The organism is Amycolatopsis sp. NBC_01286, from assembly GCF_035982555.1.
Classification (GTDB): domain Bacteria; phylum Actinomycetota; class Actinomycetes; order Mycobacteriales; family Pseudonocardiaceae; genus Amycolatopsis.
In genome coordinates, this window is record NZ_CP108428.1 from 4,362,896 (window position 1) to 4,386,461 (window position 23,566).

General features: G+C 71.1%; 23 protein-coding genes. 13 read left to right on the forward strand and 10 right to left on the reverse strand.

Annotation, left to right across the window (positions count from 1 at the left end; translation table 11 throughout):
* Positions 1-24: 24 nt before the first annotated feature.
* Positions 25-612, reverse strand: a complete 588-nt coding sequence (locus OG570_RS21130) for a QsdR family transcriptional regulator (RefSeq protein ID WP_326958613.1) — start codon at positions 610-612, stop codon at positions 25-27.
* 130 nt (positions 613-742) lie between these two features.
* Here OG570_RS21130 and OG570_RS21135 point away from each other — a divergent pair, with 130 nt between their 5' ends.
* Positions 743-1,378, forward strand: coding sequence for a DsbA family oxidoreductase (locus OG570_RS21135; RefSeq protein ID WP_442788289.1), 636 nt, complete (start codon positions 743-745; stop codon positions 1,376-1,378).
* Between the two features lie 6 nt (positions 1,379-1,384).
* Here OG570_RS21135 and OG570_RS21140 read toward each other — a convergent pair whose 3' ends face one another.
* Both OG570_RS21140 and OG570_RS21145 read right to left on the reverse strand, forming a co-directional pair.
* The gene (locus OG570_RS21140) at positions 1,385-1,570 is read right to left on the reverse strand and encodes a hypothetical protein (protein WP_247056556.1); all 186 of its coding nucleotides are present in this window, start codon (positions 1,568-1,570) and stop codon (positions 1,385-1,387) included.
* Between the two features lie 128 nt (positions 1,571-1,698).
* A complete protein-coding gene (locus OG570_RS21145; RefSeq protein WP_326960109.1) occupies positions 1,699-2,685 on the reverse strand; it encodes a LacI family DNA-binding transcriptional regulator in 987 nt (328 codons plus the stop codon).
* Positions 2,686-2,903: 218 nt separating this feature from the next.
* Between OG570_RS21145 and OG570_RS21150 the strand changes: the two genes are divergently transcribed.
* The 5 genes from OG570_RS21150 to OG570_RS21170 are packed head-to-tail and all read left to right on the forward strand — an operon-like array spanning position 2,904 to position 9,144.
* On the forward strand, positions 2,904-3,728 hold the full coding sequence (locus OG570_RS21150; protein WP_326960111.1) for a carbohydrate ABC transporter permease: 825 nt from the start codon (positions 2,904-2,906) through the stop codon (positions 3,726-3,728).
* On the forward strand, positions 3,728-4,591 hold the full coding sequence (locus tag OG570_RS21155) for a carbohydrate ABC transporter permease (RefSeq protein ID WP_326958615.1): 864 nt from the start codon (positions 3,728-3,730) through the stop codon (positions 4,589-4,591). Before OG570_RS21150 ends, OG570_RS21155 begins: the two co-directional genes overlap by 1 nt.
* A 29-nt stretch (positions 4,592-4,620) precedes the next feature.
* The gene (locus OG570_RS21160) at positions 4,621-5,958 is read left to right on the forward strand and encodes an ABC transporter substrate-binding protein (RefSeq protein ID WP_326958617.1); all 1,338 of its coding nucleotides are present in this window, start codon (positions 4,621-4,623) and stop codon (positions 5,956-5,958) included.
* Positions 5,955-7,415, forward strand: a complete 1,461-nt coding sequence (locus tag OG570_RS21165; RefSeq protein ID WP_326958619.1) for an alpha-N-arabinofuranosidase — start codon at positions 5,955-5,957, stop codon at positions 7,413-7,415. Before OG570_RS21160 ends, OG570_RS21165 begins: the two co-directional genes overlap by 4 nt.
* Positions 7,408-9,144 (forward strand): glycoside hydrolase family 35 protein, encoded by a 1,737-nt coding sequence (locus OG570_RS21170; RefSeq protein ID WP_326958621.1) that lies wholly within the window; start codon positions 7,408-7,410, stop codon positions 9,142-9,144. The genes OG570_RS21165 and OG570_RS21170 overlap by 8 nt, the downstream gene beginning before the upstream one ends.
* Positions 9,145-9,304: 160 nt before the next feature.
* Here OG570_RS21170 and OG570_RS21175 read toward each other — a convergent pair whose 3' ends face one another.
* The gene (locus tag OG570_RS21175) at positions 9,305-10,267 is read right to left on the reverse strand and encodes a sigma-70 family RNA polymerase sigma factor (RefSeq protein ID WP_326958624.1); all 963 of its coding nucleotides are present in this window, start codon (positions 10,265-10,267) and stop codon (positions 9,305-9,307) included.
* A 13-nt stretch (positions 10,268-10,280) separates the two neighbouring features.
* Positions 10,281-11,018, reverse strand: a complete 738-nt coding sequence (locus OG570_RS21180; protein WP_326958626.1) for an SDR family oxidoreductase — start codon at positions 11,016-11,018, stop codon at positions 10,281-10,283.
* Between the two features lie 126 nt (positions 11,019-11,144).
* Here OG570_RS21180 and OG570_RS21185 point away from each other — a divergent pair, with 126 nt between their 5' ends.
* Positions 11,145-12,350 carry a metal-dependent hydrolase family protein gene (locus OG570_RS21185; RefSeq protein ID WP_326958628.1) on the forward strand — a complete coding sequence of 402 codons (1,206 nt, stop codon included), beginning with the start codon at positions 11,145-11,147 and terminating at the stop codon, positions 12,348-12,350.
* Here the strand turns inward: OG570_RS21185 and OG570_RS21190 are convergent.
* From OG570_RS21190 to OG570_RS21200, 3 genes are all read right to left on the reverse strand, one after another.
* On the reverse strand, positions 12,347-13,420 hold the full coding sequence (locus OG570_RS21190) for an aldo/keto reductase (RefSeq protein WP_326958630.1): 1,074 nt from the start codon (positions 13,418-13,420) through the stop codon (positions 12,347-12,349). The genes OG570_RS21185 and OG570_RS21190 overlap by 4 nt on opposite strands.
* 238 nt (positions 13,421-13,658) lie before the next feature.
* On the reverse strand, positions 13,659-13,922 hold the full coding sequence (locus tag OG570_RS21195; RefSeq protein ID WP_326958632.1) for a hypothetical protein: 264 nt from the start codon (positions 13,920-13,922) through the stop codon (positions 13,659-13,661).
* 163 nt (positions 13,923-14,085) lie between these two features.
* Positions 14,086-14,691, reverse strand: a complete 606-nt coding sequence (locus OG570_RS21200; protein ID WP_326958634.1) for a TetR/AcrR family transcriptional regulator — start codon at positions 14,689-14,691, stop codon at positions 14,086-14,088.
* A gap of 40 nt (positions 14,692-14,731) precedes the next feature.
* Here OG570_RS21200 and OG570_RS21205 point away from each other — a divergent pair, with 40 nt between their 5' ends.
* On the forward strand, positions 14,732-15,283 hold the full coding sequence (locus tag OG570_RS21205; RefSeq protein ID WP_326958636.1) for a GNAT family N-acetyltransferase: 552 nt from the start codon (positions 14,732-14,734) through the stop codon (positions 15,281-15,283).
* Between the two features lie 49 nt (positions 15,284-15,332).
* Here the strand turns inward: OG570_RS21205 and metK are convergent, their stop codons facing one another.
* Both metK and OG570_RS21215 read right to left on the reverse strand, forming a co-directional pair.
* Complete coding sequence (gene metK, locus OG570_RS21210; protein ID WP_326943874.1) at positions 15,333-16,529, reverse strand: methionine adenosyltransferase; 1,197 nt, start codon at positions 16,527-16,529, stop codon at positions 15,333-15,335.
* Between the two features lie 190 nt (positions 16,530-16,719).
* Positions 16,720-17,439 carry an LmbU family transcriptional regulator gene (locus tag OG570_RS21215; RefSeq protein ID WP_326958638.1) on the reverse strand — a complete coding sequence of 240 codons (720 nt, stop codon included), beginning with the start codon at positions 17,437-17,439 and terminating at the stop codon, positions 16,720-16,722.
* A 941-nt stretch (positions 17,440-18,380) separates the two neighbouring features.
* On the opposite strand from OG570_RS21215, the gene rfbA reads away from it, so the two are divergent.
* Genes rfbA through OG570_RS21240 form a run of 5 tightly spaced genes read left to right on the forward strand, consistent with a single transcriptional unit; the run spans position 18,381 to position 23,538 of the window.
* On the forward strand, positions 18,381-19,253 hold the full coding sequence (gene rfbA / locus OG570_RS21220; protein WP_247063580.1) for a glucose-1-phosphate thymidylyltransferase RfbA: 873 nt from the start codon (positions 18,381-18,383) through the stop codon (positions 19,251-19,253).
* 4 nt (positions 19,254-19,257) lie between these two features.
* Positions 19,258-20,364, forward strand: coding sequence for a long-chain fatty acid--CoA ligase (locus OG570_RS21225; RefSeq protein ID WP_326958640.1), 1,107 nt, complete (start codon positions 19,258-19,260; stop codon positions 20,362-20,364).
* Positions 20,361-21,887, forward strand: coding sequence for an aromatic amino acid ammonia-lyase (locus OG570_RS21230; RefSeq protein WP_326958642.1), 1,527 nt, complete (start codon positions 20,361-20,363; stop codon positions 21,885-21,887). Before OG570_RS21225 ends, OG570_RS21230 begins: the two co-directional genes overlap by 4 nt.
* Positions 21,884-22,897, forward strand: a complete 1,014-nt coding sequence (locus OG570_RS21235; RefSeq protein ID WP_326958644.1) for a hypothetical protein — start codon at positions 21,884-21,886, stop codon at positions 22,895-22,897. Before OG570_RS21230 ends, OG570_RS21235 begins: the two co-directional genes overlap by 4 nt.
* 26 nt (positions 22,898-22,923) lie before the next feature.
* Positions 22,924-23,538: a hypothetical protein gene (locus OG570_RS21240; RefSeq protein WP_326958646.1), complete on the forward strand. Its 615-nt coding sequence runs from the start codon at positions 22,924-22,926 to the stop codon at positions 23,536-23,538.
* The last annotated feature ends 28 nt before the right edge of the window (positions 23,539-23,566 follow it).

Consider the following 23,566-nt stretch of genomic DNA (forward strand, 5'->3'; position numbering starts at 1 on the left):
GCTCAGCCACGTACAGGACAGCGCCTAGCGCTCCAAGGCGCCTTGGACGAGCTTGTCGAGCAGCGTCGTCGCCACCGCGAGGTCGACCGCGCGCGCGGCCAGGACGTCCGAGTAGAGGAACGACTCGCCCAGGCGGACCACGGCGAACGCCAGGTCGGGCAGCGGGACCAGCGGGGTGAGCCCGGCGGCCTCGGCGTCGGCGCGGAACAGGTCGACGTGCGCGTCGACCAGGGCGGGCTGGACGCCGCCGCGCGGGTCGGTCAGGACCCGCAGGGCGACCGTCGACTCGGTCGCGAACAGCTTGCGCATGCCCTCGTTGCCGGCGACCTCGCGGCGGTACTCCTCCATCACCCACAGGCAGCGCAGCCGCCCGTCCGGGCCGCGGACGTCGTCGCCGTGCTTCGCGTACCAGCGCTCCAGCGCCTGCTGCCAGGTGCGGTCGGACAGCAGCAGGAGCCCGGCGCCCATCAGGTCGTCGCGGTTGCCGACGCGGCGGAAGAACGTCGTGCGCGAGATCCCCAGCTCGGCGGCCATCCGGCCGAGGTCGAGGCGGGTGCCGGCGAACAGCAGCCGGGCCGCGTGCCGGACGATGTCGTCGGTCGAGACAGTCACCGGGCGCAGCCTAGTACCCGCCCGGATCCCCCTGAGCGCAGGGAATTCCCCGCAGGTCGCCGACGGTTACGTTGAAGTGCGTGGTGCCCCGTGGTTACGGTGGTGGGAGTTCCCGATCAAGGAGTACGTCGTGCGCGTCGACATCTGGTCCGATCTCGTCTGCCCGTGGTGCTACCTCGGCAAGCGCCGGTTCGAGCAGGCCGTGGCCGAGCTCGGTGTGGACGTCGAGGTGGTGCACCACTCGTTCCAGCTCGACCCGTCGTTCCCGCGCGGGACGTCGCGGCCGACGCGCGAGCTGCTCTCGGAGAAGTACGGCCGGACGCTCGAAGAGGCCGACGAGATGGAGGCGCAGATGGAACAGCGCGCCGCGGCCGACGGGCTCGAGTACCACCTCGACGGTGTCCACATGGGAAACACCGTCGACGGGCACCGGCTGGTCCACCTCGCCGCCGATCGCGGGCTGGCCGATGAGGTCGTCGACCGCTTCTACCGCGCGCACTTCACCGAGCGGCGGTCGCTGTTCGACCGCGACTCGCTGGTCGAGCTGGCCGCCGAGGCGGGCCTGGACGCCGACGAGGCCCGCGCCGTGCTGGCGTCCGGCGCCTACGAAGCAGAAGTCGAGGCGGACGGCGAGCAGGCGCGGGCCCTCGGGGCGACCGGCGTGCCGTTCTTCGTGATCGACAGCCGGTTCGGCGTCGCCGGCGCGCAGACACCCGAGGTGTTCACCCAGGTGCTGCGCCGGGCCTTGGAGCCCGCGGCGGGCTAGCGGGGGTCAGCGGCGACGACGGCTCCGGCTGAAGCGCGAGCGGTCGGTGGCGACACCGGCCAGGTGCAGCGCGACGCACAGGAGCCCGGCGGTGGTCAGGGTGCTCGTGGTGATGACCGGGCCGAGGCTGAACCCGGCGAGCTCCATGATCAGGGCGATCCCGAACAGCACTGCGGCGACGATGGCGAGCATGACGTCCTCGTTTCCTTGGTGGACACCGCTGAATGGTCCACACCACTACGGCATTTGCGTTACCGGGCAACAAAATCGCCGTCCGGCTGGTGGCCAGTAGTTCCCCCTGGGACGTGGGGTGAAACCGGCTATTCCGGCGGCGGTGCCGTGCTGGCGCGCACGACCAGTTCGGTCGGGACGGTCACCGGCGCGCCCGCTTCGACGTCCGCCGCGATCTCGGCGAGCAGGGCCGCCACCGCGTGACGGCCGACCGCCTCGAACGACTGGCGGATCGTCGTCAACGGCGGCCAGAAGTGGGCGGACTCGTCCATGTCGTCGAAGCCCACGACGCTCACCTCGCCCGGCACGCTCCGGCCGGCTTCGTGCAACGCGCGCAGCAGGCCGAGCGCCATCTGGTCGTTCGCCGCGAACACCGCCGTCACCGCCGGGTCCGTGGCGAGCCACCGGCCCGCGCGGTAGCCCGATTCGGGGGACCAGTCGCCGGTCAACGCCGGCGGCACCTCGCGCCCGGCGCACTCCAAGGTGGCCTGCCACGACTTCCGGCGCCGCTCGGCCGCGTACGACTGCGGCGGGCCCGCGATGTGCCACACCGTGCGGTGCCCGAGGTCGAGCAGGTGCCGGGTCGCGGTCGCCGCGCCGTCGGCCTGGTCGGTATCGACGACCGGGTAGTCGTAGCGGGCGCTGGAGTCGATCACCACGACCGGGAGGCCGTGCGGCAGCTCGATCTCGCTCTGGTCGAGCTGGTGCTGCTCGATGAGGATGACGACGCCGTCGACGGCCTGCTCGTTGAGCTTGCTGAACGCGCCGGTGACCTCGCCCTGCGTCGGGCGCGTCACCGGCATCAGGATGATCGAGAAGCCCTCCGCGACGACCGCCGCCGCGATGGCGTCGAGCGTGCGGCTGTTCCCGAAGGTCGGCAGCGCCGAGATGATCACGCCGATGCTGCGGAACGTCCCGTTGCGCAGCGCGCGGGCCGCGCTGTTGGGCCGGTAGCCGATCCGGCGCATCGCGGCCAGTACGCGCTCGCGCGTGGCGTCGTCGACGTTCGTCCGGCCGTTCGCCACCCGCGAGACCGTCTGGCCCGAGACGCCGGCCTCGCGGGCCACGTCCGCCATCGACGGTCCACGGCGGGCGGGTGCAGCCGGCACGGGTGCTCCTTGGTTGGTGTCCTGGACATGTTTACGTCAACACGTTACCCTCCCGATCGTCCATGTTGACGTAAACATCAGCACGAACCGCCGGAGGGACGATGACGTCCACAGTGGCTTCACTGACTCCACTGACCCGCCGACCACGGCGTCAGTGGCGTGGCTGGCTCTTCGTCGCCCCGTTCATGGTCGTGTTCGCGCTGACGTTCCTCGCGCCGATCATCTACGCGTTCGGCCTCAGCCTCTTCCGCGACCAGGCCTTCTTCGGCGGGACGACGTTCGTCGGCGCCGCCAACTACGCCGACGTGCTCGCCGACGCGAAGTTCTGGGCATCCTTCCTGCGGGTGCTGCTGTTCCTCGCCGTCCAGGTGCCGGTGATGCTGCTGCTCGCGCTGGTCGCGGCGCTGGCGATCGACAGCGCCCGGCTGCACGCGGCCGGCTTCTTCCGGATCGTGATCTTCCTGCCCTACGCCGTGCCCGCGGTGGTCGCCGCGCTGATGTGGGGCTTCATCTACGGCGACCACTTCGGACTGGCCGCGGACCTGAACCACCTGCTCGGCCGCGACGTCGTGAAACCGCTGTCCGACCACTGGATGCTCGCCTCGATCGGCAACGTCGTCACGTGGGAGTTCGTGGGCTACAACATGCTCATCTTCTACTCCGCGCTGAAGGTGATCCCGAAGGAGCTGTTCGAGGCGGCGGCGATCGACGGCGCGGGCGCGTTCCGCACCATCACGAGCATCAAGCTCCCGGCGTTGCGGGGCGCGATCGTGATCGCCACGATCTTCTCGATCATCGGCAGCTTCCAGCTGTTCAACGAGCCGAACATCATGCGGACGCTGGCACCCAACGTGATCGGCACGTTCTACACACCGAACATGTACGCCTACAACCTCTCCTTCGGCGGCCAGCAGTACAACTACTCCGCCACGGTCGCGATCGTGATGGGCGCGATCACCGCCGTCATCGCCTACGTCGTCCAGTTGCGCGGCGCTCGGAAGGGGATGTGATGACGACGGTCTCCGTGACGCGCCCCCGCCGCTCGCGCGTGCTCACCACGGTCATGGCGCTGTACCTGCTCTACACCCTCGTCCCGCTGGTGTGGCTGCTGATCAACGCGACCAAGACGCAGGCCGCGCTGTTCACCAGCTCGGGCCTGTCGTTCGGCGGCCCGTTCGCGCTGTTCGACAACATCGGGCAGACGTTCACCTACGACAACGGGATCTTCCTGCGCTGGCTGGGGAACACGCTGCTCTACGTCGGCGCCGGGGCCGGCGGCGCGACGATCCTCGCCACCGCGGCGGGGTACGGGATGGCCAAGTACCGCTTCCCCGGCCGCAAAGCGGTCTTCGCCGTCGTCCTCGGCGCGGTGGCCGTGCCCGGGACGGCGCTCGCCGTGCCGACGTTCCTGATGTTCAGCAAGCTCGGCCTGACCAACACCCCGCTGGCCATCATCATCCCGTCGCTGATCAGCCCGTTCGGGCTCTACCTGATCTGGGTGTACGCCACCGAAGCCATCCCCGACGAGCTGATGGAGGCGGCGCGGATCGACGGCGCGGGCGAGCTCCGGATCTTCTTCACCGTGACGCTGCGCCAGCTGATCCCCGGCGTGGTGACCGTCGCGCTGTTCACGATGGTGTCCACCTGGAACAACTACTTCCTGCCCTTGATCATGCTCAGCGAGCCGAAGTGGTACCCGCTGACCGTCGGGCTGAACCAGTGGAGCGCGCAGGCCTCCGGCGCCGGCGCGCAGCCGGTGTTCAACCTGGTGCTCACCGGCTCGCTGCTCACAATCATCCCGCTCGTCGTCGCTTTCCTGCTCCTGCAACGCTTCTGGCAGTCCGGGCTCAGTGCGGGCAGCGTCAAGCAATAAACCGTCACACCGTCGTGAAGGGACACTCGATGTCACGCACCCGTAGTCGCGCCAAGGCGTTCGGCGCCGTCGCGCTGGCCGCACTGCTGGCCGTCGGCTGCTCGTCCGGAAGCTCGTCCGGGCCGGCCGGCGCCACCGGTACCCAGGACTCCGTCGACGCCGCGCTGAAGGCCGGCGGCGAGATCACCTACTGGAGCTGGACGCCGTCGGCGAAGGACCAGGTCGCCGCGTTCGAGAAGGAGTTCCCCAACGTCAAGGTCAACTACGTCAACGCGGGCACGAACAAGGACGAGTACACCAAGCTGCAGAACGCGATCAAGGCCGGCTCCGGCGCCCCGGACGTCGCGCAGGTCGAGTACTACGCGCTGCCGCAGTTCGCGCTGACCGACTCGCTCGCCGACCTCGGCCAGTTCGGCTTCCAGGCGTTCGAAAAGGACTACAGCGCGTCGACCTGGGCCCAGGTGAAGAACGACAACGGGCTGTACGGCCTGCCGCAGGACTCCGGCCCGATGGCGTTGTTCTACAACAAGGAGGTCTTCGACAAGAACGGCATCACCGTGCCGAAGACCTGGGAGGAGTACGTCGCCGCGGCGAAGAAGCTGCACGCGACCGACCCGACGAAGTACATCACCTCCGACACCGGTGACCCCGGCTTCGCGCTGAGCATGATCTGGCAGGCGGGCGGGCACCCGTTCACCACCGACGGCCGGAACGTGAAGATCAACCTGGCGGACGCGGGCGCGAAGAAGTGGACCGCGCTGTGGGACCAGCTGATCGCGGGCAAGCTGCTCGCCCCGGTCAAGGAGTGGTCCGACGACTGGTTCCGCGCGCTCGGCGACGGCACCGTCTCCTCGCTGGTCACCGGGGCCTGGATGCCCGGCAACTTCAAGTCCTCGGTCCCCGGCGGCGTCGGCAAGTGGGCGGTGGCGCCGATGCCGACCTACGACGGGCAGCCGGTCACCGCGGAGAACGGCGGCAGCACGCAGTCGGTGCTCAAGCAGAGCAAGAACCCGGCGCTGGGCGCGGCGTTCGTGCGCTGGCTCAACCACGGCAACGGCGTCAAGCCGTTCATCGAGAGCGGCGGTTTCCCGGCCACCACGGCGGACCTGACCTCGCCCGCGTTCGTCGACGAGGCCGTGCCGTACTTCGGTGGCCAGAAGGTCAACCAGGTGCTGACGCAGGCGTCGAAGGACGTCGCGACGGGCTGGACGTACCTGCCCTACCAGACCTACGCGAACAGCGTCTTCACCGACACCGTCGGCCAGGCCTACCTCAACGGCACGAGCCTCGAGGCCGGGCTGGCCGCGTGGCAGAAGGCGCTGGTCGACTACGGCAACCAGCAGGGCTTCACGGTCACCGCGGGATGAGCGTCCGGATCGAAGGTGACGTCCGCAAGGCTGTCGGGCCGGTCCCGCGTCGCCTCTTCGGCTCGTTCGTCGAGCACCTGGGCCGGGCCGTGTACACCGGGATCCACGAGCCGGGACACGCCACTTCGGACAGTCGCGGCTTCCGCGGCGACGTCCTGGAGCTGGTCCGGGAGCTGGGCCCGACGGTGGTGCGTTATCCCGGCGGGAACTTCGTCTCGGCCTACCGCTGGGAGGACGGCGTCGGGCCCGACCGGCCGGTCCGGCTCGACCCCGCGTGGCACAGCGTCGAATCGAACAGGTTCGGGCTGCACGAGTTCGCCGCGTGGGCCGAAGCCGCGGACGTCGAGGTGATGTACGCGGTCAACCTCGGCACCCGCGGGATCTCCGAGGCCGCCGACGTCCTGGAGTACTGCAACCACCCCGGCGGCACCGAGCTGAGCGAGCGGCGGCGCGCGAACGGCGCCGACCGCCCGTTCGGCTTCCGGCTGTGGTGCCTGGGCAACGAGATGGACGGCCCCTGGCAGATCGGGCACAAGACGGCCGACGAGTACGGCCGGCTGGCCGCCGAGACGGCCCGGGTCATGCGGATGATCGACCCGGACGTCGAGCTGGTGGTCGCGGGCAGCTCCCACGCCGACATGCCGACGTTCGGCGCGTGGGAACGCACGGTGCTGCGCCACACCGCCGGGCTGGTCGACCACATCTCGCTGCACGCCTACTACCAGGAGCTCGACGGCGACACCGACAGCTACCTCGCGAGCGCGTCGGCGCTGGACGCCTACATCCGCACGGCGGCCGGGATCATCGACGAGGTCGGCAGTCCCGTCGGGATCAGCGTCGACGAGTGGAACGTCTGGGACCTGCGCCGCTGGACCGAGACCGACCAGCCGCGGCTCGTCGCCGGGGGCTGGCGCGAGCACCCGCCGCTGCTCGAAGACACGTTCACCCACACCGACGCGGTGGTCGTCGGCTCGCTGCTGGGTTCGTTGCTGCGCAACGTCGACCGCGTCACCATGGCCAGCCAGGCGCAGCTGGTGAACGCCATCGCGCCGATCCGCACCGAGCCCGGCGGTCCGGCCTGGCGGCAGCCGACGTTCCACCCGTTCCGGCTCGTCTCGTCGCTGGCCCGGGGCGTGAGCCTGCGATTGGGTGTCGAAGGAGAGCGGATCCGGACTGCGCAACACGGTGAGGTCGATCTTGTCGACGTCGCCGCGACTCTCGACGGGGCCACCGGTGCGGTGTTCCTGACGAATCGCGCCACGAAGACGAGCACCGACGTCGAGATCCGGCTCCGCGGCGGGCGGTTCGCGGTCGCCGCCGCCGAAACCCTCGGCGCCGCGGGCCCGGTGCCGCTGCCCGGCCCGGGAGCGACGTCCGACGCGAAGGGAACCGTCATCACCGCGACGCTGCCGCCCCTGTCCTGGACCGTGCTCCGGCTGGCGGGCGCGGATGCCTGAGTTCGCCATCGGGGACACGGACTTCCTGCTCGACGGCCGGCCGTTCCGGATCCTGTCCGGCGCCCTGCACTACTTCCGGGTGCACCCGGACCTGTGGGCCGACCGGATCGACAAGGCGCGGCGGATGGGGCTCAACACCATCGAGACGTACGTGCCGTGGAACGCGCACGCGCCCGAGCCCGGCACCTTCGACGTCACCGGCGGCCTCGACCTCGACCGGTTCCTGCGCCTGGTCGCCGACGCCGGGATGTACGCGATCGTCCGGCCCGGCCCGTACATCTGCGCGGAGTGGGACAACGGCGGGCTGCCGGCGTGGCTGTTCCGGGACCCCGCGGTGGGCGTGCGCCGGTTCGAGCCGCGGTACCTCGCTGCCGTGCGCGAATACCTGACGCGGGTGTTCGAAGTCGTTGCGCCGCACCAGATCGACCGCGGCGGGCCGGTGCTGCTCGTCCAGGTCGAGAACGAGTACGGCGCGTTCGGCGACGACAAGCGGTACCTGAAGGCGCTGGCCGAGTACACGCGCGAGGCGGGGGTCACGGTGCCACTGACCACAGTGGACCAGCCGGACATGCTCGAAGCGGGCGGCCTGGACGGGCTGCACCGGACCGCGTCGTTCGGCTCCGGCGCGGTGGCCCGGCTGGCGGTCCTGCGCGCGCACCAGCCGACCGGGCCGCTGATGTGCGCCGAGTTCTGGAACGGCTGGTTCGACGACTGGGGCACCCACCACCACACGACGTCCGCCCCGGACGCGGCGGCCGAACTTGACGCGCTGCTCGCCGCGGGCGCGTCGGTCAACCTGTACATGTTCCACGGCGGCACCAACTTCGGCCTCACCAGCGGCGCCAACGACAAGGGCGTCTACCGGCCGATCGTCACGTCGTACGACTACGACGCGCCGCTGGACGAAGCCGGCGACCCGACGCCGAAGTACCACGCGTTCCGGGAGGTGATCGCCCGCTACCACGACGTTCCGGACGCGGCACCGCCCCCGGCGCGGGCCGCCCCGACGCCGTCGGCGGCGCTGGGTGACCCGGTGTTCCTGCTCGACGCCCCGGAGCGCTGGGGCACGTGGCAGTGGTGCGAAGAGCTGCCGGTGTTCGACGAGCTGTCCCCGGTGCCGCGGCTGGCGCTGCTGCGCACCTGGGTCGACGGGCCGGGTGTGCTGGTGTTCGGCGAGGTCCGCGACCGGGCGACGGTGTTCCTGGACGGCGTCCGCGTCGGCACGCTGCTGCGGGAGCACCACGACCGCGCGGTGCGGCTGCCGGCGTCGGGGAAACTGCTGGTGCTGGTGGAGGACCAGGGCCGCGTCGACTACGGCCCGCGGATCGGCGAGCCGAAGGGCATCGTCGGCGGCGCCTCGGTGGCCGGTTCGCCGGTGCTGGGCTGGGAAGTGCTGCCGATCGACCTGGCCGCGCTGCCGGGCTCTTCGGAGCCGTCCGCTCAGGTTGCGGGTCCGGTGGCCGGGCCGGTGCTGCTGCGCGCGTCCTTCGACGTCCCCGAGCCGGCCGACCTGTTCCTGGACACGGCCGGGTGGGGCAAGGGAATGGTGTGGTGCAACGGTTTCCTGCTCGGCCGGTACTGGCGCCGCGGGCCGCAGCGGACGCTGTACGTGCCACGCCCGGTGGTCCGGAGCGGGGCCAACGAACTCGCGGTCCTCGAGCTGGACACGCTGCTGGACCCGGCGGTCCGGTTCGTACCGCGCCCGCTGCTGGGACACACCGAGGCCTGAGCGGCGCCGGAGTACCGGCGGGCTGTTCGACCGGCTGTGCGGGTCGGTCGTCCGCGTCGTGCGGGCTGTTCGTCCGGGGTCGACGCCGCCGACGTCGGGCGACCAGCCGTGGTGGTTCTCCTGTTCGGCCATGACGGCCTCCTCGATCACCGCAGCGCAGTCACGCGTCGGGTACCGCGGGCCGGCTGCTCCATGCCGGTGCCAGGCCGAACGCAGGGACCAGCGCCGGGTCGTTGAACGCCGTGATGCGCGCGATCCGGTCGCCGGCGAGCGTCAGCACCTGGACGCCGTGGGCCTCGAAGCCGCTCCCGGTCCTGGCGTACTCCACCAGCGCCGGCTGGCCGTTGGCGCGCGTCGGGACCAGGTGCCAGCGGCCCTCGCGCAGCACCCGGCTCGCGAGGAACCCGACGACCGCGTCCCGGCCGGTGAACCACGTCGGGATCGGGGGCATCTCCAGCTCGACGTCGGCCCGCAGCAACGTCACCAACGCGCCCGGGTCGGCGCGGACGAACGCGTCGACGTAGTTGTCGAGCAGCGTCCGGCGGGCGGGTTCACCGGGCTCGGCGAGGTCGTCTTCGGCCAGCGCGGCCTCGGCGAGCCGGGTGCGGGCACGCCGCAGCGCGCTGTCGACGGCGTCGGTCGTCGTGTCCAGGATGCCGGCGACGTCGGCGGCCGGGAACGCCAGCACGTCGCGCAGGGTCAGCACGGCCCGCTGCCGGGCGGGCAGCAGCTGCAGCGCGGCGATGAACGCCAGCCGCACGCCGGCCCGGCCCGCGGTGATCGCCGCCGGGTCGAGCAGCGCGTCCGGCACCGGCTGCAGCCACGGCACCGACGGTTCCGCGTCCGCGACGGGCACCCGGTGGTCGTCGGCCGGCGCGCCCAGGCCCGACGGCAGCGGCCGCCGGGCCCGGGTCGCCAACGCCGTCAGGCAGGCCGTGGTCGCGATCTTGTACAGCCACCGCCGCACCGAGGACCGGCCTTCGAACCGGCCGAACCCGCGCCACGCCCGCAGGTAGGTCTCCTGCACGAGGTCCTCGGCGTCGTGGATCGAGCCGAGCAGGCGGTAGCAGTGCGCGAGCAGCTCCGGCCGGAACGGCTCGGTCTCCGCGGCGAAGTCGGTCATGGTCCCGTCCACGTTAGAGCGCGCGCAGCCCGGAACCGTCGACCTGGTACTCCGCGGCGCTTCCGGCGTCCGAAGCGACGTCGAGGACGGCCTTCGCGACCTGCTCCGGCGTCAGGACCGGCTGCAGGCCCTCGATGAAGGCGTCGCGGTCGACGCCGGCGCGCGCGGCGTAGCCGGTGACGCCCGCCGCGCCGACACCCGCGGTCGGTGTCAGCTGCGGCAGCAACGTGACGAACCGCAGGCCCAGCGCGGCGCGGTCCGACTCGCCGGCGGCGTACCCGCGCAGGTACCGGACCGCGGCCTTCGCGCTGGCGTACCCGCCGCTGAGCGGCGACCCGCCGAGGGCGGCCCCGCTCGACATCGACACGACGACCCCGCCGGGCGCGAGGGGTTCCCGCAGCGCGGCGCGCGTCCAGGCGAAGACGTGCCGGGTGTCGACGTGCCAGTTGCGGCTGAAGGTCTCCCAGGTCTGTTCGTGGATCGGCGCCATCGGCGGCACGGCCCCGGCGTTGAGCACGAGCAGCGCCGGCCGGTGCTCGTGGATGACGTCTCGCGCGAGCGTGTCCTCGGTCGCGTCGGCGGCGACGGGCACGAAGCGCTCGCCGAGCTCGTCCCGGGCCGCGTCGAGGTCGGCTTCGCTGCGTGCGATGCCGACGACGGTGTGGCCGTCGGCGACGAGCGCGGCGGCGATCGCGCGCCCGAAGCCGCGGCCGGCTCCGGTGACGACGGCGGTCTGGCTGGAGTGGGACATCGGGCCCTCCGGGGGTGGTGCGGTGCGGTCGGGATCAAGACCGGCGGGAGCGCCGGAAACCGTCGCGACGACGACGTGAGCTGGGTCACAGTTGAATCCGGGGCGGCGGCCCGATCCAATGGCGTGGTGACCTCTTCGCTGCTCCTGCGCAACGCCCGCCTGCTCGACCCGCTGACGGGGGAGTACACCGAGGGGGACCTGCGGTGCGCCGACGGCCGGATCGCCGAGGCCGGGCCGGGGCCGGCCGCCGCCGACGTGCGGACGCTCGACCTGCGCGGCGCCGTCGTGCTGCCCGGGCTGATCGACGCGCACGTGCACGTCGCCGCGTCGACCGCGGACCTCGGCTCGCTGCCGGCGCAGTCACCGGCCTACGCGGCGGCTCAGGCCGCGCGCATCATGAGCGCGATGCTCGACCGCGGTTTCACCACGGTCCGCGACGTCGCGGGCGCCGACTACGGCCTCGCCGACGCGCAGGCGGAGGGGCTGTTCCGCGGGCCGCGGCTGCTGTTCTGCGGCAAGGCGCTGAGCCAGACCGGCGGGCACGGCGACAGCCGCACCCGCGGCACCCACGTCCGGGACGACCACCCGTGCTGCGCGGGCCTCAACCGGATCGCCGACGGCGTCGACGCGGTCCGCGTCGCGGCGCGCGACGAGCTGCGCAAGGGCGCCCACCACCTCAAGGTGATGGCCTCGGGCGGCGTCGCGTCCCCGACCGACCGGATCGACTCGACGCAGTACTCGGCCGACGAACTGCGCGCGATCGTCGAGGAGGCGGAGGCGGCGAACCGGTACGTCGCCGCGCACGCGTACACCGCCCGCGCCGTCAACCGGGCGCTGGAGCTGGGCGTCCGCTCGATCGAACACGGCAACCTCCTCGACGACCGCAGTGTCGAGCTGTTCGTTTCGCAGGACGCGTACCTCGTGCCGACGCTGGTGACGTACTGGGCGCTCAAGGAGGAAGGCCGCGAGCACGGCCTGCCGGAATCGAGCTGGCGCAAGGTGGACGAGGTCCTCGACGCGGGCCTCGCCGCCCTGGAGCGAGCGGCCCGCGGCGGCGTCAAGCTGGTCTACGGCACCGACCTCCTGGGCGGCATGCACCGCCACCAGAACCACGAGTTCCGCCTGCGAGCCGAAGTCCAGTCACCCCTGGAGGTGATCCGCGCGGCAACGTCCACGGCCGCGGACCTGCTGAACCTGACGGGCGAGATCGGCACCCTCGCCATCGGCGCGCACGCGGACCTCGTGGTGGTGGACGGCGACCCGCTGGCCGACATCGGGGTGCTGACCCGGCCGTTCCGGCACGTGGTGCAGGGCGGGGAAGTGGTGGCCTAGACCCAGTTCCGCACGCTCGGCGCGTAGCCCTCGGGCTTGTCGCCGACCTTCAGGCCCGGGGTGACGATCCAGTTCTGGTAGCCCGGGGTGAACATCTGGTAGACCGACGCCGGGGGGAGCGCGCTCGCCTCGTCGAGGAGCGTGCGCAGCTCGGCGGGGATCTCGAAGTCGAGGGCGGCCATGCTGGCGCCGAGCTGATCGGCGCTGCTGGCGCCGACGATCGCGGACGCGATGCCCGGCTGGGTGGCGACCCAGTTGAGCGCGACCTGGGCCATCGTCACGCCGAGCTTGCCCGCGACCTCTTCCAGGGGCTTGAGCAGCTGCCAGTCGCGGTCGGTCCAGGTCTGGGCGTCCGGGTCGGCGAACCGGCCTTCGGTCCCGGTGCGGTATTTGCCGGTGAGGAAACCGCCGGCCAGCGGGCTCCACGCCGTGACGCCGAGGCCGAGTGTCTGGCCCAGCGGGACGTGCTCGGTCTCGATCTGGCGCTGCACCAGGGAGTACGGCAGCTGCAGGTTGATCACCGGCGTGAGCGCGTTCGCCTCGGCGTAGGTCTGCGCGCGCGAGGCGTACCAGGCGGGCACGTCGGACAGGCCGGCGTAGCGGATCTTGCCCGCGCGGACGAGGTCGTCGAACGTGCGCACGACCTCCTCGACCGGGGTGAGCCGGTCCCAGGTGTGCAGCAGGAAGAGGTCGACGTAGTCGGTGCCGAGCCGGCGCAGCGACGCCTCGAGGGCGCGGATCATGTGCTTGCGCCCGTTGCCGCCCGCGTTCGGGTCGCCGTCGGCGACACTGTTGGTGAACTTGGTGGTGAGCACGACTTTTTCGCGGACGTTCGCTTCGGCGATGAGCTTGCCGAGGATGGTTTCGCTCTCCCCGGCGGTGTAGAAGTCGGCGGTGTCGATGAAGTTGCCACCGCCGTCGAGGTAGCCGCGGAAGATCGGGCGGGCCTCGTCCTCGGTCTTCCCGTAGGCGGCGTGGAAGCCACCGGTGCCGAAGTTCATCGTCCCCAACGCGAGCCGGCTGACGCGCAGCCCCGAGCGGCCGAGGAGGTAGTACTGGTCGAGTGCCATGGGAAGTGCTCCTGTGCAACGGAAATCTGGTGGACTCCTCCAGGGTGCCGAGAGTTTTTTGGACCGGCAAGTCCAGTCATCGGCCGCACGTCGGCCTGGACGTGGACCGGTTCTGAGGTCTGCCGCGGCTCGTCGTGAGTGGTAATTCGGGTTAGAACCCGAATTACCACTCACGACCTTCCGGCGTCGCGCGGCCCTCCGGGGCAGACGTCATCGGGGTTCGTTGTGGACCTGCGTGTCAGGCGAGTTCGGCCGAGACGACCGTCGGGAGTTCGCGCAGGCGGTCGAGCAAGCGGCCCGTCTCCTCGTCCGGGAGCAGGAGCGCGCAGGCCAGTGAACTCTCACGGACGCCGTCGCGGATGTCGACCGAGAGTTCGTGGATCATGCTTGCCTGCTGGGTGAGGGTGCCGACCAGGGCGGGGATTCCCGCGGCGCCGCCGGTGAAGTACGTGGCGATGCGGCGGCGGACCAGCAGGGAACTGGCGAAAGACGTGGGGGCCATGACGGATCTCCGGAAGTCGGGTTCTCAGGGGATCCGGGCCAGGCCCCGGGGGCAGAACATGGGTCGTCAGCGCTGCGCGCCGGCGACCTGGTTCAGCCGGCGCGCCGGGTTACGAGTCGCGAGGACGTCATCAGGCGCTGCACGGCGACAGGCTAACACGGACTCATCCGGTCGCCGGGAAATGCGGGTCCACCAGGGTCGCGAGGTGGTCGTCGAGCAGGTCGGCCTGCCGGTCCGGTGGGAACGCCTGCGGGTCGAACAGTGCTTGGACGACCAGGCCGAGCGTGAACGCGAGCGCGCCCGCGGCGATGCGCTCGGGGTCGCCGGGGCGCAGCTCGCCTAGGTGTTGTGCTTCGACGATCAGGTCGCGCAGGCGGTCGCGGCTCTCGGCGTACTTCCGTGCGTACGCGACGCTCAGCGCCGGGTCGGCCAGCGCGGTGTCCCAGGAGGACACCCAGATCCGGTTGCCCGTGGTCGCGTCGGCGGTCAGCGGCAGGATGTCCAGGAGCCTCGCGCGCACCGCGGCGAGGCCCGGGCCGGTGGTCCGGCGGGCGCGGGTGCTCGTGCGCTCGTCCAGCAGGTCGAGCGCGTGCGCGAGCAGCTCCTGTTTACCGCTGAAGTAGTGGGTGAGCAGGCCGGTGGTGGCGCCCAGCTCGGCCGCGACGGCGCGCATCGTCAGGCCGCCGAACCCGTGTGCGGTCAGGACGCGCCAGACCGCCTCGGAGACGTCGCGGCGGCGGGCTTCGTGGTCTCCCTTGGGGCGCGGCACGCGTGTTAGCATAACAGTCGTTGTGTGAATGGGGGCAGCCGTGTTCTTCAGACCGTTGACGGAAAACGCCCGGCTCGAGCCGCTGGAGCCGTGGCAGGCCGAGGAGTTCGCCGGGCACCTCGAGCGGGCGCGCGAGCACATCCGGCCGTGGGTCGGGCCGGCGTTCGTCACCGACGACGTCGAGGGCGCGCGGGCGACCCTGCGCCGGTACGCCGAGCGCCAGGCCGCCGACGGCGGCCGGCTGTTCGGGATCCGGCTCGACGGCGTGCTGGTCGGCGGCGTGATGTTCGTGGAGTTCGACGCGGGTGTGGGCTCGTGCGAGATCGGCTGCTGGCTGGAACCGGGCGCCGAGGGCCACGGCCTGGTCACACGGGCCTGCGAGGTCCTGCTCGACTGGGCGTTCACCACGCGCGGCCTGCACCGCGTGGAGTGGCGCTGCCGCGCGGACAACGTCCGCAGCTCGGCGGTGGCCGAACGCCTCGGCATGGTCCGCGAAGGCGTCCTGCGCGAGTACTGGCCGTACGACGGCGCCCGCTACGACAAGGAAATCTGGGCCATCCTCGCCCCGGACTGGGCCGACCGAACGTCGTGAGGGGCACCTTCAGGGCTTATATGTCCCTGAAGGTGCCCCTCACGGCAGGTCAGGCGCCGGTGGCGGCCTTCAGGTCCGCGGCGCGGGCGGTGCTCTCCCAGGGGAGGTTCAGCTCCGGACGGCCGAAGTGGCCGTACGCGGCGGTCGGGGCGTAGATCGGGCGCAGCAGGTCCAGATCGCGGATGATCGCCGCGGGCCGCAGGTCGAACACCTCGGTGATGGCCTGCTGGATCTTCGACGGATCCACCGTCTCCGTCCCGAACGTCTCCACGAACAACCCCACCGGCGCCGCCTTGCCGATCGCGTACGCGACCTGCACCTCGGTCCGCGTCGCCAGCCCGGCGGCAACGACGTTCTTGGCGACCCAGCGCATGGCGTACGCCGCGGAACGGTCGACCTTCGACGGGTCCTTGCCCGAGAACGCGCCACCACCGTGGCGGGCCATGCCGCCGTAGGTGTCGACGATGATCTTGCGACCGGTCAGCCCCGCGTCACCCATCGGACCACCGATCACGAACCGGCCCGTGGGGTTGACCAGCAGCCGCGCGCCGGACGTGTCGATCCCGAGGTCCGCCAGCTCCGGCTCGACGACGTGGTCCTTCACGTCGACGCCCAGCATGCGGTCGAGGTCGATGCCGTCCGCGTGCTGCGACGAGACCACGACCGTGTCCAGCCGGACGGGCCGATCGCCCGCGTACTCGATGGTCACCTGCGTCTTGCCGTCGGGACGCAGGTACGGCAGCACGCCGTCGTTCCGGACCGCGGTCAAGCGACGGGAAAGCCGATGAGCGAGGGCGATCGGCAAGGGCATCAGCTCCGGGGTGTCGGAGCACGCGTAACCGAACATCAGGCCCTGGTCACCCGCACCCTGGCGGTTGATCTCGTCCTCGTCGGACTCGACGCGGGACTCGTAGGCGGTGTCGACGCCCTGGGCGATGTCGGCCGACTGCGACCCGATCGCGACGTTGACGCCGCACGAGTTGCCGTCGAACCCCTTCGCCGAGGAGTCGTACCCGATCCGCAGGATCACGTCCCGCACGATCGTCGGGATGTCGGCGTAGGCCTCGGTGGTCACCTCACCGGCGACGTGGACCTGGCCGGTGGTGATCAGGGTCTCGACCGCGACGCGGCTGCGCGGGTCCTTCGACAGCAGCCCGTCCAGGATCGAGTCGCTGATGGCGTCGCAAATCTTGTCGGGGTGCCCTTCGGTCACCGACTCCGAGGTGAACAACCTGCTGCCGGACATGACGGGTCCTCGCTTCCGTGGAGTTTTCGTCGGGAGTTTTCGTCGGGAGTTTCTTCGGGAGTAATAGACAGCGGCAGGCACTCCCGCACGGAATGCCTGCCGCTGGTGGTGAACCCGAGTTAAAGTCTTTCCCCAGTCCCCAGTGAACTTCGGTCGAACTCGGTTTCCCCGGTGGTGCGTCGGAAGGCGGTCAGCCTTCCTTCTTCCCCGATATCGCGTGGTCGTCGCCCGGCAGCCCGATCACGGTGTCCGCCGCGTTGTCCAAAATGGACACGATCCACGAGAGCAGGTCCTGCTTCGTCGTGCTGGCGGCCTCGAGCCATCGCTGCTTCCGGTCCGCCGGCACGTTCATCTCGATGCTGAGGACGTCGCTGCCGCCCTCGTCGTCCGCCGCCCGCGCCGCCTTGCGGCTGGCCCGGACCCGGTTGCGCAGCTCGTTGCGGGACCAGCTGAACTTCTCCGCCCGATCGAGCCAGTTCTCCTGCTGTTCCTCCGGCAGGCTCGCCAGCTCCGCGTGGTGCTGGAAGCTGAGCGCCGGCCGGCGGCGGGTCACCGAGTACCGCCGCGCCACCCACGCGTAGTTGCGGAGCGTCTGATAGTCCAGCGACGTCTTCGCGATCGCGTGCATGTAGCGGTCGGGGTACTGCGCCTGCCCGTAGATCAACCAGTCGCCCAGCCACCACGTCGAGGACTCCGAGATCACGAAGATCTCGTGGCCGATCCTGCTCCACTCGTCGAGCGGGATCTGGGGTGGCAGGTTGAGGCTGGTCCGCCTGGTCAGCATCCCGTCGGTGAACGGCCGGCCGGCCAGCCGGCCCGGGGGCGACGCGACCGGTGACCGGTCGGTGTCCCGCGGGCTGCCGGCCGGTTCGGCGTGCCGCGGAATGCTGCCCTCTTTGCTCGTCATCATCACCATTCGTCTCCTAGGCGTCATCGACATAGACGACCTCGACCCGGCGAACGTGATCGCCGGGCCGCCCTGTACTCCTCCCCATTGGCCTTCTCCTCCTTCCACGATCGGGTGAATTCCTTGGTGTCAGCACCCTACACGCGGGCATGGTGCGGGGCGGGTTTTCCGGGATTCCGCGGGGCGGCTTCGCGCGCCGTTCCGGAATGCGGGCGGTGCCGCTCGCCGGGGTGCCCGGCCGCGGGGATCGGAACGGCGCGCGGCCGCCCTCGCCGTCCCATTCCGGGATAGCACCACAACGGTGTGGTGGATTGGAAAAGTGATCCCGGGCACACGTCCCGCCGCCCGGACGGGGTCCTGCCGGTTAGTCCACGCCGTGGACTAAATGAAGATCATTCGGGTTTGTCCGTTGGCTCCCCGGCCCGGCGCGCGCGTCCGCGTCCGCCGCTGCCGGTCGTGCACGAGCCTCGTGCCGAAACGGTCGTGTCCAAAGCGCCCCCAGGTGCCCCAGTGGTACGGGCCTCTTCGGGGCCCGCGTCCGGCCGACGGTGGCCCGGGTGCGCGGGCGATGCCGCGCAGAGGCGGACCACCTCGGTGACCAGGTGGATTCTGGCACCGCTGTAGGCCTTTGACAAGTTGGGCGGGCTGTGTCCACGTCGGACTCGGCACCGGTTCCGCGCCGGTCCGCCGGGTGCCGCGCGCGGGCCCGGCGTCCCGCCGGCGGGACGTCCGGCCCGCGGCGGCGCGTTCCCGGACCGGCTGGGAGCGCGACCGGAAATCGCCGCCGCGCGGCCATCGGGGAGAAGCGCTTCGATGCGGTGCCCGCACCATTGACGCCCCCGCGTCGCCTTGCCTAGTGTTCCCGATATCCACATCGCGGCATTCTCATTCTCGCCTCGCGGTCGACGTATATCGACGAATGGACCCAGAAAATGAACAAGGCCATGAAAGGAATCGTTCTCGCCGGCGGAACCGGTTCGCGGTTGTACCCCCTGACGAAGGCGACGTCTAAGCAGCTGCTCGCGGTCTACGACAAGCCGATGGTCTATTACCCGCTTTCGGTGCTGATGCTCGCCGGCATCCGGGAGATCCTGGTCATCTCGACGCCCGACAGCATCCCGGCCCTGCGCGCGCTGCTCGGTGACGGCTCCGACCTGGGGCTCGACATCAGCTACGCCGAGCAGGACCAGCCGCGCGGCATCGCCGAAGCGCTCCTGATCGGCGCGGACCACATCGACGGGAATCCGTCCGCGTTGATCCTCGGCGACAACATCTTCCACGGTGCCGGGTTTTCCCGAATCCTGCGCGCCGCGCGCGAGCGCCTCGACGGCTGCACGCTGTTCGGTTACCCGGTCTCCGATCCCGAGCGCTACGGCATCGGCGAAACGGACGAGCGCGGCTCCCTCGTGTCGATCGAGGAGAAACCGCTGCGCCCGCGTTCCGACAACGCGATCACCGGGCTGTACCTCTACGACTCCGACGCCGTCGAGATCGCCCGCGGCATCGAGCCGTCGGCGCGGGGCGAACTGGAGATCACCGACGTCAACAAGGCCTACCTCAAGGAGGGCCGCGCGCAGCTGTGCCGGCTCGGCCGCGGGTTCACCTGGCTCGACGCCGGGACACACGACTCCCTGCTCGCCGCCAGCCAATACGTTCAGGTGATCGAAAAGCGCCAGAGCGTCCGGGTCGCCTGCCTGGAGGAGATCGCGCTGCGCATGGGCTACATCGACGCCGAGCGGTGCCGGGCCTCCGGCGAGGCGATGAAGAGCTCCGAATACGGCAAGTACCTGATCCAGCTCGCCGAGACGCTGGGCTAGGGGGATGGGATACGCGGAGCTGACCCCGCACGAGCTGCTCACGCCCGGGTTCGCGGCGCCGGAGGTGACCGGGCGCGCCTGGCAGGTCCGGTGGGACCGCGAGCCGGCGATCGGGCCGGACGCGCTGCCCGCCGTCGTCGACTTCCACACCTCGGGCACCACCGGGCCGCGCCGGCAGTGGCGGCGGTACGGGCCGAAGGTGTGGGCCGAGGCGGGGATGCTCGCCGACCTCGTGGCGCCCGGTCGGCCGGACGCCGTCGTCTCGTTCGTGCCGCCGGTCCACCTGTTCGGCGCGCTGGCCACGGTGCTCGTCCCGGCCCGCCTGCGCGTGCCGGCGTGGTACCGCGACGGCTTCTACGGCACCCTGCCCGACATCGGCGGCCGCCCGGTGGTGATGGCGACGCCGTGGATCTTCGAGCTGCTGCTGCGCCACCTGGACTGGGTGCGCGGGCTCGACCACCTCACCGTGCTCTACGGCGGCGCCATGCTGCCGGCCACCGCGGGTGACCTGCTGCGCGAGCTCGGCCCCGAGCGGGCCCTGCTGGTCGAGGTGCTCGGCTCCACCGAGGCGGGCGGCATCGCGACGCGCACCTGGCGTGAGGGCGAGCCGCCGGAGTGGCAGCTGTTCCCGGACGTCGAGTTCGCGGGCCGGGTGACGTCGGGTGCCGAGGTGCCGCTGGCCGTCACCAGCCCGCGGCTGGCGTTCCGGCCCGGCGAACCGGAGCCGGCGTCCTGGGAGGCCGACGACCGGGTCGTGCCGCTCGGCGAGCGCTCGTTCCGGCACGCCGGCCGGGCCGGGCGCCTGGTCAAGGTCAACGGCCGCCGGATCAACCTGGACGACGCCGAATACGCCCTGCGGGCCGTGCTCGACTGCGCCGACCTCGCGCTGCTGCCGGTCACCGACCCGAAGATCGGCGAGCACGTCGAACTGCTCGTCGCCCTCACGCCCGGCACCGAGGTCGCCGACCTCGATCTCGCGGCCGCGTTCGCCCGCCTGGGCGTCCGGCCGCGCAAGCTGCACGTCGTGCCCCGGATCGACCGGTCCGCCCTGGGCAAGCTGCGGCACGTTCCCGCCCCCACCACACCCGACGAGGAGGTCGCAGCGAGGTGACACCGATCGCCGAAAGCCAGGGCCGCGAGCTGACCAGTTCCCTTTACCTGGGCGAGATCGTCTGGAGCGCCGACTGGGACGCGAAGATCGACCCGTGCGACGACGCGGACATCGCCCGGATGCGGGCGAGCGCGCGCACCATCGAGGAGCACCTGACCGCCGACAAGCCGGTGTACGGGCTCACCCAGGGCTTCGGGCCGCTGGTGGTGTTCGACGCCGACTCCGAGATGGAGCAGGGCAGCTCGCTCATCTCCCACCTCGGCACCGGCCAGGGCGCACCGCTCTCGCCCGACGTCTCACGGCTGATCCTGTGGCTGCGCATCCAGAACATGCGCAAGGGCTACTCCGCCGTCACGCCGCGGTTCTGGCAGATCCTCGCCGACCTGTGGAACAAGGGCTTCACCCCGGTGATCCCGCGGCACGGCACGGTCAGTGCCAGCGGGGACCTGCAGCCGCTGGCGCACGCCGCGCTGGCGTTCGGCGGGCAGGGCCGGGCGTGGCGCCGCGACGGCGGCGGCCGGTGGATCACCGTGCCCGCGAAGGACGCGCTGGCCGCGCTGGGCCACGAGCCGGTCGACTGGCCGGTGCGGGAGGCGCTGGCGTTCGTCAACGGCACCGGCGCGAGCCTCGCCCAGTCGATCGTCAACCACCAGTCGTCGCTGCGGCTGGTCCAGGCCGCCGCGATGCTGACCGGCCGGCTCGCGAAGCTGCTGGGTGCCAACCCGGAGCACTACGACGCCGGGCACGGCATCGCGCGCGGCCAGCTCGGCCAGCTCACCGCGGCCGAGTGGATCCGGCGTGAGCTGCCCGACAGCCAGACCCGTGACCCGAAGCGGCCGCTGCAGGAGCCCTACAGCCTGCGCTGCGCGCCGCAGGTGCTCGGCGCGGTGCTCGACCAGCTCGACAACGTCGGCAACGTGCTGGCCCTGGAGGTCGACGGCTGCCAGGACAACCCGATCACCTTCGAGGGGCGGCTGCTGCACGGCGGCAACTTCCACGCGATGCCGGTCGGGCTCGCTTCCGACCAGACCGGGCTCGCCATGCACATGGCGGTCTACCTGGCCGAACGGCAGCTGGGGCTGCTGCTGTCCCCGGCCACCAACGGCGACCTGCCGCCGATGCTGACCCCGCGCGCCGGCCGCGGCTGCGGCCTGGCGGGTGTGCACATCAGCGCGACGTCGTTCGTGTCGCGGATCCGGCAGCTGGTCTACCCGTCGTCGCTGACGACGTTGCCGACCAACGGCTGGAACCAGGACCACGTCCCGATGGCGCTCAACGGCGCCAACTCCGTGGCCGAGGCCCTGGAGCTGGGCTGGCTGGTGATCGGCTCGCTCGCCCTCGGCGTCGCGCAGCTGGCCGTGATGACCGACGCGCCGCCGCCCGACGGCGGGATCTGGGCCGAGCTCGCCGGGATCTCCCCGCCGCTGGCCGAGGACCGGCCGATGGCGGCCGAGGTGCGGGCCGCGCGCGACCTGCTCAACCGCTACGCCACCGACGCCCTGGCCAACGGCGACGCGGGATGAGCCTCGAGATCAAGGGGATCTCGCTGCAGGTCGACGAGGTGAGCGAGGAGGTCGCCGCGCACGACCTGCGCGCGATCAAGGAGCAGCTGCACTGCACCGACGTCATCCTGATCGGGATGGACCTGCCGAAGCTGTTCGCCGCAGCGCACAACGCCCTGACGGCCGGCCTCGACGTCTGGATCGAACCGCACCCGGTGGACATCGGGCGGCGCAAGGTGCTGCGCACCCTCGAGGTCGCCGCGCTGGCCGCCGAGCAGCTGCGGCGCGGCTTCCCCGGCCGCGTCAACCTGGTCGTCGGCTGCGAGTTCTCCCTGCACCTGGCCGGGATGATCCCCGGCAGGCCGGAGGCGATGCGGCTGCTCGTCACCATTCACTGGCGGCGGCGGTTCGAAAAGCGGATCAACCGCAAGGTGAACCGGCTGCTGGCACGGGCGCTGGGCCGCGTCAAGCCGGTGTTCGGCGGTCCGGTCACCTACGCGGCGGCGTCGTGGGAGGACGTCGACTGGTCCGGCTTCGACTACGCCGGGGTGAACCTCTACCGCACGGCGTCGAACTCCGCGCAGTTCGAGGTGCGGCTGAGGGAACGGCTCGCGCGCGCCGGGAAACCGCTGCTCATCACGGAGTTCGGCTGCGGGGCCTACGTCGGTGGCGCGCAGCGCGGGCCGGGATCGTTCAAGATCGTCAACTGGCTCTCGGTGCCGCCCAAGATCCGCAAGGGCAACATCCGCAGCGAGCGGGTGCAGGCCGCCTACGTCGGCGACATGATCGACGTCTACGCGCGCAACGACGTCCACGGCGCGTTCGTCTACACGTTCGCGTTGCGCGACTACCCGCACTTCGCGGATCCCTTGCGGGACCTGGACATGGCGTCGTTCAGCGTCGTCAAGATCGATCCCGACGACCTGGACCGCTGGGAACCGAAGGACGTGTTCCACGAGATCGCGCGCCGGTACGCCGTTCCCGCGGTTCAGCTCGCCGGGGGTGGCCGCGCTAGCATCGAGCAACCATGATCGGTTAGACCGCTTACGGGGGACCCATGGAAATTCACCAGCTGCAGAAGCACGATCGGTTCCACATCCGGCAGAAGCAGAAGCTGATGGTCATCCGCTACCACGTCTACGCGGACGACGGTCAGGGCCAGCCGGGTGACCTGGTCGCCTTCATCGAGGAGAAGCGCCTCACGTTCAAGGAACACGCGACGTTCTACACCGACGAGAGCAAGGAAACGGTGCTCGCGAAGTTCCGTTCCCACAAGGTGGAAGAGCTGTCCAGCGCGTACCAGGTGCTGGGCGCCGACGGCGACGAAGAGGTGCTCGGCCTGTTCGGCAAGAAGTTCGGCAAGTCCTTCTACCGCTCGACCTGGGTGCTCGACCAGGACGGCCGCGACCGCCTGACGGTCAGCGAGCGCAGCCAGGGCATGGCGGCGTTCCGCCGGATCTGGAAGCTGGTCCCGTGGCCGGGCGACGTCGAGGTCCCGTTCTTCTGGAAGTACCACTTCGACTTCACCCGCGGCGAGGACCAGGTCGTCGGCGCGGTGGAGAAGACCGCGCGGCTGTCGGACAACTACCTGCTGCGCCTGGAAGACGACGAGATCGACCGCCGCCTGGCCCTCGGCCTGGCGATCGGCCTGGACGCGTTGCAGTACAACTGATCCTCCCGCGGCTCCGTTCAAAGCCGTG

Excerpts from the sequence above, each read along its gene's own strand:
- rfbA (WP_247063580.1), top strand. The coding sequence starts at position 18,381 with ATGAAAGGAATCGTTCTCGCCGGCGGAACCGGTTCGCGGTTGTACCCC.
- OG570_RS21190 (WP_326958630.1), bottom strand. The coding sequence starts at position 13,420 with ATGGCACTCGACCAGTACTACCTCCTCGGCCGCTCGGGGCTGCGCGTC.
- OG570_RS21170 (WP_326958621.1), top strand. The coding sequence starts at position 7,408 with ATGCCTGAGTTCGCCATCGGGGACACGGACTTCCTGCTCGACGGCCGG.
- OG570_RS21180 (WP_326958626.1), bottom strand. The coding sequence starts at position 11,018 with ATGTCCCACTCCAGCCAGACCGCCGTCGTCACCGGAGCCGGCCGCGGC.
- OG570_RS21175 (WP_326958624.1), bottom strand. The coding sequence starts at position 10,267 with ATGACCGACTTCGCCGCGGAGACCGAGCCGTTCCGGCCGGAGCTGCTC.
- OG570_RS21195 (WP_326958632.1), bottom strand. The coding sequence starts at position 13,922 with ATGGCCCCCACGTCTTTCGCCAGTTCCCTGCTGGTCCGCCGCCGCATC.
- OG570_RS21215 (WP_326958638.1), bottom strand. The coding sequence starts at position 17,439 with ATGATGACGAGCAAAGAGGGCAGCATTCCGCGGCACGCCGAACCGGCC.
- OG570_RS21160 (WP_326958617.1), top strand. The coding sequence starts at position 4,621 with ATGTCACGCACCCGTAGTCGCGCCAAGGCGTTCGGCGCCGTCGCGCTG.
- OG570_RS21165 (WP_326958619.1), top strand. The coding sequence starts at position 5,955 with ATGAGCGTCCGGATCGAAGGTGACGTCCGCAAGGCTGTCGGGCCGGTC.
- OG570_RS21235 (WP_326958644.1), top strand. The coding sequence starts at position 21,884 with ATGAGCCTCGAGATCAAGGGGATCTCGCTGCAGGTCGACGAGGTGAGC.
- OG570_RS21225 (WP_326958640.1), top strand. The coding sequence starts at position 19,258 with ATGGGATACGCGGAGCTGACCCCGCACGAGCTGCTCACGCCCGGGTTC.
- OG570_RS21140 (WP_247056556.1), bottom strand. The coding sequence starts at position 1,570 with ATGCTCGCCATCGTCGCCGCAGTGCTGTTCGGGATCGCCCTGATCATG.
- OG570_RS21145 (WP_326960109.1), bottom strand. The coding sequence starts at position 2,685 with ATGGCGGACGTGGCCCGCGAGGCCGGCGTCTCGGGCCAGACGGTCTCG.
- OG570_RS21150 (WP_326960111.1), top strand. The coding sequence starts at position 2,904 with ATGGTCGTGTTCGCGCTGACGTTCCTCGCGCCGATCATCTACGCGTTC.
- OG570_RS21240 (WP_326958646.1), top strand. The coding sequence starts at position 22,924 with ATGGAAATTCACCAGCTGCAGAAGCACGATCGGTTCCACATCCGGCAG.
- OG570_RS21155 (WP_326958615.1), top strand. The coding sequence starts at position 3,728 with ATGACGACGGTCTCCGTGACGCGCCCCCGCCGCTCGCGCGTGCTCACC.
- metK (WP_326943874.1), bottom strand. The coding sequence starts at position 16,529 with ATGTCCGGCAGCAGGTTGTTCACCTCGGAGTCGGTGACCGAAGGGCAC.